General features: G+C 33.5%; 12 protein-coding genes. 11 read left to right on the top strand and 1 reads right to left on the bottom strand.

Annotated features, from left to right (window positions below; translation table 11 throughout):
- Positions 1-183: 183 nt before the first annotated feature.
- From BK011_02265 to BK011_02215, 11 genes are all read left to right on the top strand, one after another.
- Positions 184-1,197, top strand: a complete 1,014-nt coding sequence (locus tag BK011_02265; GenBank protein AUD64559.1) for a hypothetical protein — start codon at positions 184-186, stop codon at positions 1,195-1,197.
- 58 nt (positions 1,198-1,255) lie between these two features.
- A complete protein-coding gene (locus tag BK011_02260; GenBank protein ID AUD64558.1) occupies positions 1,256-2,878 on the top strand; it encodes a glucohydrolase in 1,623 nt (540 codons plus the stop codon).
- Positions 2,879-2,890: 12 nt separating this feature from the next.
- Entirely contained in the window at positions 2,891-4,123 is a 1,233-nt protein-coding gene (locus BK011_02255) for a hypothetical protein (protein AUD64557.1), read from the top strand.
- Positions 4,124-4,163: 40 nt separating this feature from the next.
- Entirely contained in the window at positions 4,164-5,045 is an 882-nt protein-coding gene (locus tag BK011_02250) for a sugar ABC transporter permease (protein AUD64556.1), read from the top strand.
- Positions 5,038-5,862: a sugar ABC transporter permease gene (locus BK011_02245; GenBank protein AUD64555.1), complete on the top strand. Its 825-nt coding sequence runs from the start codon at positions 5,038-5,040 to the stop codon at positions 5,860-5,862. The genes BK011_02250 and BK011_02245 overlap by 8 nt, the downstream gene beginning before the upstream one ends.
- Positions 5,859-7,685 (top strand): hypothetical protein, encoded by a 1,827-nt coding sequence (locus BK011_02240; GenBank protein ID AUD64554.1) that lies wholly within the window; start codon positions 5,859-5,861, stop codon positions 7,683-7,685. The genes BK011_02245 and BK011_02240 overlap by 4 nt, the downstream gene beginning before the upstream one ends.
- Positions 7,675-9,618 carry a hypothetical protein gene (locus BK011_02235; GenBank protein ID AUD64553.1) on the top strand — a complete coding sequence of 648 codons (1,944 nt, stop codon included), beginning with the start codon at positions 7,675-7,677 and terminating at the stop codon, positions 9,616-9,618. Before BK011_02240 ends, BK011_02235 begins: the two co-directional genes overlap by 11 nt.
- Positions 9,619-9,756: 138 nt before the next feature.
- Positions 9,757-10,404, top strand: coding sequence for a hypothetical protein (locus BK011_02230; GenBank protein ID AUD64552.1), 648 nt, complete (start codon positions 9,757-9,759; stop codon positions 10,402-10,404).
- 21 nt (positions 10,405-10,425) lie between these two features.
- Positions 10,426-11,166: a hypothetical protein gene (locus tag BK011_02225; GenBank protein ID AUD64551.1), complete on the top strand. Its 741-nt coding sequence runs from the start codon at positions 10,426-10,428 to the stop codon at positions 11,164-11,166.
- A gap of 120 nt (positions 11,167-11,286) precedes the next feature.
- Complete coding sequence (locus tag BK011_02220; GenBank protein ID AUD64550.1) at positions 11,287-11,943, top strand: hypothetical protein; 657 nt, start codon at positions 11,287-11,289, stop codon at positions 11,941-11,943.
- A 1-nt stretch (position 11,944) separates the two neighbouring features.
- The gene (locus BK011_02215) at positions 11,945-12,736 is read left to right on the top strand and encodes a hypothetical protein (GenBank protein ID AUD64549.1); all 792 of its coding nucleotides are present in this window, start codon (positions 11,945-11,947) and stop codon (positions 12,734-12,736) included.
- Between the two features lie 178 nt (positions 12,737-12,914).
- Here BK011_02215 and BK011_02210 read toward each other — a convergent pair whose 3' ends face one another.
- On the bottom strand, positions 12,915-14,075 hold the full coding sequence (locus tag BK011_02210; protein AUD64548.1) for a hypothetical protein: 1,161 nt from the start codon (positions 14,073-14,075) through the stop codon (positions 12,915-12,917).
- Positions 14,076-14,108: the final 33 nt, after the last annotated feature.

Below are 14,108 nucleotides of genomic sequence, written 5' to 3'. Positions count from 1 at the left end.
TATGTAGATAAAACAAAAAATCTTTCGATGCTGAAAGATTTTTTTTATACCTCATATATTTATATATGAAGGATTAGAGTCAGCATATATCAACTTTATTCTTATAAAAAAATTTAAAAATATCGTTGACAAACGCTTACATCTCATATATAATTTTAGTATACCGGTAAACGAGGTGTACATATGCCGTCTTTAGAGGATATTGCACGTTTAGCCAATGTCAGTAAAATGACTGTGTCAAACGTGATTAATAAAAGATATGATAAAGTATCTGAAAAAACTAGAATCAAAATTGAAAACTTAATCGAACAATTAAACTATACGCCTAATTTGTTTGCGAGATCTTTAAAGAGTCATGAATCAAAAATCGTGATGCTTGCGATCCCACAAACGATAGAAGCGGATCCTTATAAGAATAAAGCATTAATCAATCCCTTTTATGGAGAATTGATTAATAGCATTGAGTATAACTTAAGAAAACTTGGATATTATCTCATGTTTCGTTTCATTAGTGAAAAAGAAACATTAAAACAACTCATCTTAAATTGGAATGTTGATGGTGTGATTGTCTTAGGTGCTGTTGAAAGAGAAATGAAGACGATATTTAAAGATATTGATGTCCCATCAGTCTTTCTAGATAGTTACATCGAAAATGATCAATTAGATCTCATCATCACCGATGATGAGCAAGGTGGATATCTTGCAACTGAGCATTTGATTCAAACAGGTAGAAAAAATATTGGTATTGTCTTATCATCTTTAGAAGAAGTAGGTGTTTCTTCAAAAAGATTTGATGGCTATAAAAAAGCCTTAAAGAAATACGGATTAACGTATACCAAAGATAATGTATTTGAAGGCTATACCTCATATGAGTTCGGACTTGATATTGGTAAAGTTGTAAAAGAACATATCTCAACGATTGATGGATTATTCGTTTATTCCGATATTATGGCTTTAAGTGTCATGAAGGGCTTAAATCAATATGGGATTAGAGTACCAGAAGATGTTGCGATTGTCGGATTTGATGGACTGTTCATCGGTGAGCTTGCTCAACCGTCCTTAACAACCATCAAACAAGACATAACCCTAAAAGGTGAAGTGGCAGTCAATCTTTTAAATAAGAAGATGCAGCATCAAACGAACAAGCCAGAAAAAATCATCATGCCAGTACAGCTGGTTCAAAGAAAAACAACATAATACCCACCAGTTGGGTATTAAAAATACAGAATTAGTTTAACGTTAAACGGAGGTTCATATGTGGTGGAAACAAGCAGTAGTTTATCAAATATATCCCAAAAGTTTTTATGATACCAATGGTGATGGTATTGGAGATATCAAAGGTATTATAAAAAAACTCCCATATCTTCATGATTTAGGAATCAATGTCATTTGGTTATGTCCAGTCTATCCATCACCTCAAAAGGATAACGGATATGACATATCCGATTATTATGGCATCCATGAGACCTTCGGTACATTAGATGATATGAAGATGCTCATCAAAGAAGCAAAAGCCTTAGATATCCATATCATGATGGATATCGTCGCAAATCATACATCAAGTGAACATGAGTGGTTTAAAGAAGCCTTAAAAGATGAGATGAGCCCTTATAGAGATTATTATGTGTTTAGAAAATCAGAATCAGGGCCACCAAGTGACCTACAATCAATATTCTTAAATTCTGCTTGGACGTATCATGAACCTACAGATTCATATTACTTACATCTATTTGATAAAGATCAGCCTGATCTTAATTGGCATCACAAACCTGTAAGAAAAGAAATCTATGATATTTTAAAGTTTTGGATTGATTTAGGGATTAAAGGGTTTAGATTCGATGTCATTGATTTAATCGCAAAAGAGATTGATGAAAACATCATTGGGGATGGACCAAAACTTCACGAGTATATCAAAGAGATGAACAAAGAAGCTTTTAAAAATCACGATCTGATTACAGTTGGTGAAACATGGGGTGCGACACCTGAGAAAAGTAAACTATATTCAAATCCAGATCAATCAGAGTTTTCAATGATCTTTAATTTCCAACACAGTCTTCTTGATCAAGAAGCAGGCAAGGAAAAATGGGATTTAAAACCATTAAATCTTATGGATCTTAAAAAAGTGTTTGAAGAACAACAAACAACACTTTACAATCAAGGATGGAATTCACTGTTTTGGAATAATCATGACTTGCCAAGAATCGTTTCAAGGTGGGGCAATGATAAGACTTACAGAGTAGAATCAGCAAAAATGCTAGCGACACTCCTACATTTCATGCAAGGCACACCTTACATTTATCAAGGTGAAGAAATTGGGATGACCAATCTATCCTTTGAGATGGATGAATATCAAGATGTTGAAACGATCAATATGATCAATGATCGCATCCAAAAAGGATTCGACATGAAAGATATCATTAAATCGATAGAAGCTAAGGGTAGAGATAACGCAAGAACGCCGATGCAATGGAATGATCAAGCATATGCAGGCTTCTCAAATGTCAAACCTTGGATTAAAGTGAATCCTAATTATATAGACATTAACGTATTAGCTAACTTAAATGATCCGTCTTCAGTATTCAATTATTATAAAAAACTGATTCACTTAAGAAGGTTTAGTGATTATCAAGACATCATCAAACATGGAAAATTCATCATGACATTTAAAGATCATCCATCTATCTTTGCTTATGATCGTGTAACTGATGACATGACACTTAAAGTCATCTGTAATTTCTATGATGAACAAATCACATTAGATGAACCAATATCAACAGATGGAAATATTGTGATTCATAATTATCAAGACGTATCACCAGAAATTTCGGTATTAAGACCTTATGAAGCTATCGTCATAGCTTACAGGGCAAAAATATAAAAGGAGAAAAATATGAAAAAACTTATGTTATTAGGCATGCTCATCATTGCGTCAGTGATGATCGTTGCATGTCAAGAAGAAGAATCTGAAGATGTAGAAATCACATTCTTAAACTATTCTTCTAATGGAGGTCAGGAAGATACACTTACTGATATGGTTGAAGCTTTTGAGGAAGAAAATCCAAACATTACGGTAAACGTAGAAACACTTGGATATGATGATTATTTCACTCAATTAGCAATTAGAGTTGCTGGAAATCAAGCACCAGATGTATTTGAATTAAACATCGAAAACTTTAGAGCATATGCAGATAAAAATGCATTACTAGAAATCGAAACAGATGATCTTGATTTAGATAACGTTCATGCAACAACTTTAGAAGCATTCCAAATTGGTGATAAACAATTCGGATTACCTACTAAATTTTCAAATGTTGTGTTAATCTATAACAAAGATCTATTTGATCAAGCAGAAATAGCTTATCCTACAAGCTCTTGGACTTGGGCAGAAGAATTAGCTGCTGCACAAGCAATTAGTGACTTAGGTACAGATATCTATGGTATTTTCCGTCCAATTCAAACATGGGAGTTTTATAAGACTGTTGCACAAAACGGCGGATCAATGATGAATGCTGATCAAAGCGCATTTACAATCAACTCAACTGAAAACGTTGAAGCATTAGAAATGATGATTGCAAGAATCAATGAAACCAATGTAACACCTAATGCAGAACAAATGGGTGGTATGGGTGACTGGGATTTATTCTTATCAGGTCGCTTAGGTATGATCGTTACTGGTATTTGGGCATTTAGTAACTTTGCTGAAAATGCATCATTTGCTTGGGATATCGAAGTTGAACCAGGTATCTCACAAAAAGCTACGCATTTCTTCTCTGATGCAGTTGTTGTAAGTGCACAAACAGAAGAAAGTGAAGCTGCTCAAAAATTTGCTGCATTCTTATCAGGTAGTGAAGAAGCTGCATTACTTAGAGCAAACGCGAACTGGGATTTACCAGTTGCACTTACAGATGAAGTAAGAACTGCATATACAGCGATTACACCTCCTGCAAATAAAGAAGCAGTATTTGAATCACTGAATCATTTAGTGATGCCACCATCATTAGAAAAATTTGGTCAAGTTGCAGATGTACTTCAATCTTACTTAGATTTAGCAATCGCTGGTGAGATTACTGCACAAAAAGCTCTTGATGATGCACAAGCAGAAATCGTTTCAAAATTTAGTTAATTCATAGAGTAGATATATCTATAGGAAGTAGGAAAAAAGCATGAACCACTTACAAAAAAACATCAAATTCTATATTGTTTTATTTCTAGTACCAAGTATTCTTGGCTACATCATCTTTTCACTACTTCCTATGTTATCTGCTTTTTATTTAAGTTTTACGTCATGGGATATTATCGGTGGAACACCAGACTGGATAGGTATCACGAATTATAAAGATATCTTTAGTTCTGATGAATTTTACCGGGTTTTAAAAAATACATTAAAATTTATTGTGATGTATATACCGTTAATCATGATTTCATCTTTCTTATTAGCATTACTCTTTGATCAAAAAGTTAAAGGTGTCGGTGCATTTAGAGTCTTATTATTCATTCCAGTACTCACCAGTTGGGTTGCAGGTTCTATTATATGGAGATCAGCTTTAAATGGACAATATGGTATTATCAATAACTTACTTGATCTTGTGGGCATCCAGGGACCTGGATGGCTAACTGATCCAAAATGGTCGATGGTATCGATTGTGATGGTGAGTATTTGGAAAGACTTAGGTTTCTTTTCACTGATCATCTTTGGGGCACTTAGAAATGTTGATAAAGAGGTTTATGAAGCGGCTGAGATTGATGGAGCTAGCTCATTTAAAAAGACTTTAAAAATTACATTACCACTTGTATCACCAACTTTATTTTTTGTATTGATTACGACAATGATTAACTCGTTCCAACTTTTCCCTCAAGTCATGGTTATGACTGGAGGCGGACCATTTGGATCGACTCAAGTGTTAGTTGAGCGTATTTATACCTATGGATTTAGATATTTCAATATGGGTTATGCTGCAGCACTGTCTATTGTCTTACTCATTATGATTGTGATTGTGACGATTATACAACTGGTATTTCAGAAGAAGTGGGTGTTTTATGAATAAGAAATTTAAGCTGAAAAGCATGAATGTCATTTTAATCTTATGCGTAATCACTTTCTTAAGCATTATTCCCTTTTTTTGGATGATTTCAACATCTTTAAAGAGTCAAGAAGCTTTGATGGCCATTCCGATCGAATGGATACCTAAAAATGTTTCTTTTGATGCTTTTATTAAGGTTTTGACGAAACTACCATTTTTAAGATCAACGTTTAACAGTTTGCTCATCACATTAAGTTCAACCATATTAACGCTTCTAAGTGCGAGTTTCGCAGCGTTTATTTTTGCGAAATTTGAATTTAGATTTAAGAATGTGTTATTCGTGTTGTTTTTAATGAGTATGATGATTCCTCTACAAGTGACTGGAATTCCAATATTCATTATTTTAACGAAATTGGGTTTGAATAATTCATACTTAGGTGTTATATTACCATCTGTTTATAATGTGTTTGCGATTTTCTTGCTCAGACAATTTATGAGAAAGATCTCAAATGAACTCATTGAAGCAGCTTATATGGATGGAGCTTCATTAATTCATGTATTTTTTAAGATTATTATTCCGATTAGTATTGTGCCATTAACAACGTTATTCGTGATCAATTTCATGCATTACTGGAATGATTACTTTTGGCCTTTAATTATCCTTACTGATCCAGATAAGGTGACTTTACCTGTACTTTTAAGTAAACTGAATGCACAGTATGGTACTGAGTATAATACACTGATGGCAGGATCACTTGTTTCTATGGGGCCAATCTTATTGGTTTATGCATTTGCACAAAAATACTTTATCAGAGGCGTACAAGAAGGCGGTGTCAAATGAGATATCCAGGGCTAACATATATTGGATCAAATACATTTAGTGCTTTATATGGTCTTCATGATACCATCATTGATCAGAAAGCTTGTGGACTACAACACTTATATGTAGATACTTATGAAAAAGATTTGATTCATACCGCAACATCTGTTGTTAAAAAAGATGATGTACTCTATTATGCAGACCGGGTTAAACCTAAAGTTGGACATCCGAAAAGGCACCATGCAAAAGTAAGTGAAGTGATTGATTATGCAATCATGAAAGATCATTTTGTTTATGATGGTTTTGAGAAAATCGATCAAGTTGCTGCTCATGAGACATATATTAGATTTCAAACAACAATTATGAATACAAGCAATGAAAAACAACAGTTTTCAGTAGGTGCACTTGCGATTACTCAACTGAAAACAACTTCAAAGTGGAATTATCAAGATGGGAAACTAGAACTTGATGTTGATGGTTATCCATTAGGGATAAAAACCGATCAACAAAAAACTTATGCATATATCGTAGAAGATGCACCCAGTGGTTTTATGTATCGTGGGTTTCAATCCATGTTATTTAATGAGCATAGAACAGATGCATCTAAGGGGATGACGAAAACACCTTTAGCATCTATCATTTGTTCAGATATCATTTTAGACCAAGGTGAATCATATACATTTAATTGGATGTTATCTGTTAAGGCTCAAAACTCATATGATTTTTCAAAAGGTTTTGATGATGTCAAAACCTATTGGAATCATTATTTATCAAAAATCAATCCGGATATGATCATGACTGAAGAAGTTAAAGTGAAATTGGTAGCATTAAAAGGCGCTTTACTTGGTGGACTTCTTCCAGCTGATTTAACCGGACATTATTTCGCAAATGGACATGTTGCCTTTTATTCAAGAGATGCACTGATGGGTGCAAGAGCATTTTTATATGCACATCTGTTTGATGATTTCATGTCAATCATTCAATTTTTCTTAAAGTGTGAACTTAAAGAAAATGGTGAATATTTTCAAAGATATCGCTTCGATCAAACCGGTGATGAAGGCGCAAACAATGATGTTTTTAAGCAAATTGACTTTATCGGTTATTTCGCATCGATATTTAAAGACTATTATTTAGCTAAAGGCGAACTATTATGCGATTTTGAGACGTTAGATCGCATCTTAAGTATTCTCTTACAAACCGAGAAGAAAAACGGTTTATATGGGCCTGAAGGTGGTGTCAATGAAGGGGTTTACGGACCTGCATTTATTACGTCAACCAACATGTTTATTTGTGGAGGATTAAAAGCTGCACTAGATATGTTTGCTATCTTTCAGATGAAGGATTTAAAAGATAAATGGATGAAGCATTATGAAAATCTTCATCAAGCAATTGAAGCTACTTATGGTCAAGAAGACTATTACTATTATGGCTATGTGGATTATCATCATGATGTGATTAAACGTTATGATACACCACAGCTCTTTGGGACAAGTTTCCATTATCCCTTAACGGATAAATATAGAGCATCATATCACACATTAAAAACACACGCAGCCTATTATACATATGGCATTGGTTATAGTGAACAAGAATATCATGATGGTCCTTGGATCTTTAATACAGCTGCAGCTGCAGAGACTGCTTATGTATTAGGTTATGAAAAAGATTATTTAAATTTTATGGATTTCATGAAAGCACATCAAAATGGATATGGCATGTTACCAGAAGCCATTGATGCTCAATTAGAAGCACGACCACTCATTAACCCACTGATGTGGGCAAATGCAGAGTTTGTTTGTGCTGCATATATCAGATATGTATGGAAGGTAAGAAATGATGCATAAAATGTATAAGTTAAAAGATTTAACATCAATTAAAACCAAATCATATCTCATTACAAAAACACGTAGTCATCTGATGATTATGGGTGAATCATCATTTGTCTATGGACTTGGTGAAAAATATAATGGTATCAATCAAAAACATCATATAGTCGTTAATGAGGTTTTTGAGAAGTTTTGTAATCAAGGTGAAAAGACATACTATCCATGTCCTTTCTTTATCTTAGAACATGGATTAGGTGTATTTATTCATACGAAAGATGTCATCAATTTTGAGTTTAAACAACCGATCATGATTGATATTTCTAAGTTAGATGAACATACAGAGATTTATATCTTTGAAGGATCTTATGAAGACATCATCAAATCATATAATGCATTAACAGAAACATTAATGCCACCACTTTGGGTATTTGGTCCTTGGATTTCAGCTCACAGATGGAACTCACAAGAACTGATATTAAACCAATTAAACATACTAAAAAAGCATCAAATTCCAGTTTCAGCTTTAGTGATTGAACAGTGGAGTGATGAAGCAACCTTCTATATTTTTAACGGTGCATCTTATCAAATCAAAGATACACCTTATCGTTATGAGGACTTTACATTTGATCCACATGGCCTTTGGACAGATCCAAAAGCCATGATCAAAGCACTACATGACGAAAATATCAAAGTCCTACTTTGGCAAATTCCGGTTTTAAAACACATGGAATCTCATGAGAAGCTTAATCCAAAGCATGAAAATGATAAGGCTTATGCAGTTAAAGAAGATATGATTGTAAAACTAGATGAAAAGCCCTTTAAAATACCTGAGGGTCGTTGGTTTCCTGGATCATATGTTCCAGATTTCACCAATCCAAAAACAAGAGATTGGTGGATGAAACAAAGAAGATACTTACTAGATATTGGTGTTGATGGATTTAAAACCGATGGTGGTGAGTTTATCTCAGATGAAAAATGTAGTTTTTATGATGGTTCAACTGGAAAACAAATGACCAACGATTATTCAAGACTTTATACTGAAACGTATAAAGAAAAGATGACAGATGATCAAGTTCTATTTTCTAGAGCTGGCTATCATGGCAGTAAAAAAGATACGATTATCTGGGCAGGAGATCAAAAATCAACGTGGGATGAATTAAGACATGTTTATGGTGCAGGCTTATCTGCAGCACTATCTGGTCATGCGTTATGGAGTTTTGACATTGGCGGATTTGCAGGTGATATGCCTTCTTATGAACTTTATGTGAGATCAACACAACTTGCGGTGTTTGTGCCAATCATGCAATGTCATTCTGAGCCTGTAGGTGGACAGTTTGCAAAACTAGATCCATCTAAAGAATTACATAATGAACGCACTCCATGGCATATTGCATCTTATCATGAAAAAATAGAAGAACTACCACAACTGATTAACTATTATTATTTGCGTATGCATTTACTCCCATCCATCTATAGTTGGACAACACAGGCGATATTAGATCATACCACAGTGATGAAGCATATGATGGTTGCGTTTAATGATGAGAAGTATGCACATATCGATGATCAACATATGTTTGGTAATCTATTGGTTGCACCTGTGTTAAATCCAAATCAAAAACAAAGAGAAGTAATCTTTCCAGAAGGTACTTGGATACATTTACTAAGTAATGAAGCCTATCAAGGTAATCAAACACATACCTTTGATGTTGATCTTTATGATATGCTAGTCTTTTTGAGATCAGGAAAAGCATTAATTACTCAAGGTGATGATCTATTATCACCGATCACTAATGACTTAGACTTTAAGTTACTTTCGATCAATCTTTATGGTGAACAAGGCAAAGATACATTTATGATTAACCAAAAAGAAGTTTCCATTACATGGAGAGATCAATCATATCAATTAAAAAATGAATCAAACATTCAGTTTAAGATAAACTTTAAATAACATCTCCTCCTAAAACAAGTAGATTCATACCTACTTGTTTTTTCCTTTTTTAAACGTGTGAGGTCATCTTTCCTTTTTAGAACACTTATGCTAGAATAAAGTAGATAAAAACGATCAAAGGAAAAGGGATATAAACATATGCAAATGACAGTCATATCATTTTCACAAAATACGAGTAAAGCTGTAACAAACTCAACACAGATTGGTAGAGTCATCCAAAAACTGACACATCAAGATGTTGATATCATCAACATCAAAGATTATGGATTAAAGCCATGTCACTTATGTGGTAAGTGTGCGGAAAGTAAAACATGTGAAGTAGATTCATCTTTTAAAAAATTATTGGAAGATATCAAACATCCAGATCTCATCTTTTTTGTCATTCCTTTTTATGCACCATTCCCATCAAAACTGATGATTTTTTTAGAGAAACTAAACGAAATATTTTATGCATCTTGGTTAAAAGATCCGTCTTATGTTCATCCTCTTCAAAAGGCAAAGATTGGTCTTGTTACTCACGGTGGACTTGTAGATCGTGTTGATGTAGTAAAACATTATCAAACGATGCTTAATGAGCCTATGGTAAAAACTCTAAATGGTTTAGGATTTAAAGTGATTGTTGATCCAAAAGCGTATCCATATGGACTCACGTTTGGATTAGAAAGTGATCACTCAATAAAAATGGACAAAGATAACATCTTTCCTGATATTTCTCATCAAGAATCGTATGTAGAACATCGGATGAAAGATTATGTGGGATATGTCATAAACCAAATGAGTCAATAAAATATCGTTAGGAGAGTGATTATGAAAAGACATGATATAAAACAAGGGGTTTTGATTCAAAACCATAAGATCGTTGATCTAAATCAAATGGAAGTCATCAATCTAGAGACGCTTATGAACTCTAATATCAATCATGTATCTGATTTTCATCTAAACTCAAATCAAATACTGATTGTTGATGGACCTTATATCGATATGAGTCCAGCAACCCAAGATTTAGATATATTTGAAATTGTTAAACGTAAAGTGCTAAATGCCATTCATGAGGCACACCGATTAGGAGCCAAAGAAATTATTTTTCTTTCGAACTACATTCCAAATATCAATGTTTCGTTTTATGATGATGATTTTTTACAAAAATCCATCTCATTTTGGAAACATATGATTAAACATTCCAAAGATATCACCATCTCACTTTGTAACACCTTTGAGCATAACCCAAAGATGATGCTTGATATCTATTATGGCATATCGTCTAAACGCTTTTCTCTTGCATTTGACATGGGTCACGCACTTGCATATGCAACCATGGATTTAAACGCTTTTTATGAACAAATAAAGCCATATATTCATACAGTCTATATCCATTCAAACGATCAAAAAAGTGATGCTCATTTAAGCATTTTAAAAGGCAATCTATTAAAACAAACATCAACATTAAATATCATCAAAGGTTTTAAAGATATCAATTTAGTTTTTAAATCTTTTGATCAGTCAGATGTTAAAAAGCAATTAGAACAAATTAAGATGATATTAAATTAAAACTTTCAAAAAGTACTATATATATAGTGCTTTTTTCATTTTTATCTATAACATATTGATTAACTTACTAAATATTGATATCATGAACTTAACGAATAAGCGCTATTAGGAGTTTATCAAATGGAAAATAAAAAAGAAAAAATAAAGTTATTTTGGGATGATGTTTTTAAACGTGAAGAAGCAGTTTATCCGAAAACCAAATCAACTGGAAATAAAGATTTAGATGACATGTTGGATCAATTAATCAAACCCAATGATGTAGTCTTAGACTTTGGGTGTGGCAATGGATCTATGCTGATTTACGCAAAATTAAGAGGAGCTTCAAAGCTTACAGGTATTGATTTAAGTGAAGAAGCGATTCGTTTATGCAAAAGAAGAACTGGACGTAAAAGAGGATTTAGTTTTATTCAAGGCGACGCTCAGCAGTTAACTCAAATTAAGGATCAGAGCTTTGATAAAATTATCTTGTCCAATATCATTGACAATACCGATTATGCTGAGACCAATCATATACTCACCAGCGCTATAAGACTTCTAAAACCTAACGGGTTGATATGGATTAAACTTAATGATTATATAGATCCTAGACTCTACGAGTCATATGGTATTAAAGTCATTGAAAATGATTTAGTCGATGATGGTTTATTACTGCTTAATCAAAAAACAGAAGTATGGGAAGAGTTTTTTAATATGTATGGTGATATCATCGATTATAGAAAAATCTATTATCCAAAACACGATACATATAATCGATCATTTATGATAAAGAGGAAATAAGATGAAATCAAATAAACCTTTAAAGATACTGATCAGTGGTGGTAATCAAGGTATTGGCTATCATATGGTTCATACATTATTAAAACAAGGTCATCATGTCTATGTTTTAGATATCGAGCTCGATCAACTTAAAATTTTATCTAAAACCTATAATCAAGAAGCGCTCGCATATACGATATGCGATATGAAAGATGAAGATATGGTCAAAGCGAGTATTGCAAAAGCAATAAACACTCTTGGACATATCGATTATGCCATACATAATGCGTGTATGTGTACATTTGAGAGTTTCATGGACACTGATATCAAAACAATGAAAGAAGTGCTAGATATCAATTATTTTGGGGCAATCCATATGATTAAGCATATACTGCCTCATTTTAATCAACGACATCAAGGACATATCTTTTTAACAAGCTCTGGCGTAGGCATTATGGGCTTTAAAAATATCAGTCCTTATGCTTCATCTAAAGGCGCATTAGAATCACTTGCCAAGTGTTTAAATATTGAATTAAAAGATACCAATATAAAATGTCATCTGATTCATCCACCATTAACGCATACCAAATCAGCAAGCGGTTTAGGTATGCCTAAGGAAATGATGGCTGATCCAAAAGTTGTTGGTGAAAGATTAGCGAAAAGGATGCATCATAAAAAAAGAATCATTACATATACTAAAAGAAATAGAGTGATGGTAGCGCTCATGTATCTCATGCCTGTAAGATTAGGTCGATTTATGAGTATGATGACAGATAGATATCAAAACAATTTAAAAAAACCTAAAAAGATGTGACAAATGTCACTATGACGATTGTTTATGATTTGATATGATAGTGTCGAGGTGACTAACTATTAAAAGTCAAGTACTTTTATTAGACATACTGTAAAAACCTCCTATAGCAGATAAAATATGGAGGTTAGCTTATATTACAGATGACTTTTTACTTAACCGCCACAGTTTAAGTAATCAGTTATTTGAGTTTAGAAGAATCAAAATCTTCATGATGAGTTTCCAAATGATGAATCACTCTAATCAGTTTTTTGGCGAGATGAATAAGTGCGACACGGTGATGTTTCCCCTCTTGTTTCTTCTTGGTGTAATAATCATAGAACACAGGGTTGTGAGTCATAACCATCAGGCAAATATTAACGAGCGTAGAACGTAGATATTTACTACCGCGTTTGACAAGTTTACCTGTAGAAGACATGGTGCCAGATTGTTTGATGGTTGAATCTAGACCTGCATAGGATAACATTTCAGAGGGATTTGAGAAAAGCCGAATGTCTCCGTATTCACATATAATAATAGCTGCTGAAATGATGCCAATACCCATAATTGTTTGAATCTTTGTTGGATACCGTTCCATTAAAGAAGTGATTTGTTTCTCAGTTTCTTCGATATCAGTGTTAAGTTTCTCAACATATGAGATTGAGGTCTTTAATTTAAAGAGTTGATGATCTTGAGTGACACCAATGGTTGATTTCGCGAGGTCTTTCAGCTTCACAAACTTAGGATAATTGAACTTACCCTTTGATAGTCTTCGAAGTTTATCGAAATGACTATCGGTCATCTTAGCGATTTTATCTGGAGAAGAAAAACGTTTTAAAATGTGCAAAGATGTACCACTATAGCCTTGTTCTCGCATAAAAGGCTTATATTCAGGAAAGATGACATCTAAGACCTTAGTCATCATATTGTAGTGCTTTGTCCGTATAGAAATGAGTTTAAATCGTAACCTAGTCAGTGATTTTAAAGCACTTATATGATAAGATTGATGATGATAGGCTTTGTAGTCTACAGATCTCATATAAGTTGAAATCAATTGAGCATCTTTCTTATCCGTCTTTGTTTTTCTTAGTGAATGGGCTTCTCCAAACTTCTTCACTAGAAAAGGATTAATCTCCATGAACGAATAGCCATGGAGGGTAAGAAATGACTTAAGATTTTCACCATAATGACCTGTAGCCTCTAAGCCTATTATCATTTCTTGCTTCACATAGGGTTTAAAATGCTCTAAAAGTTCTTTAAACCCGGACTGACTGTTCTCAAATGAGAACTGATAATCAACTGTTTCGGTGGCGATGAAACAGTCGTGCTTGTACTTTGAAATATCGATACCGATATAGATCATAAGTACACCTCCTTAAAATTATGTGTACATGTG

It is taken from the genome of Tenericutes bacterium MZ-XQ, assembly GCA_002838205.1.
GTDB lineage: Bacteria > Bacillota_I > Bacilli_A > Acholeplasmatales > Acholeplasmataceae > Mariniplasma.
The sequence above is the reverse complement of the archived record's forward strand: the minus strand, read 5'-3'. Positions and strand labels throughout refer to the sequence as shown.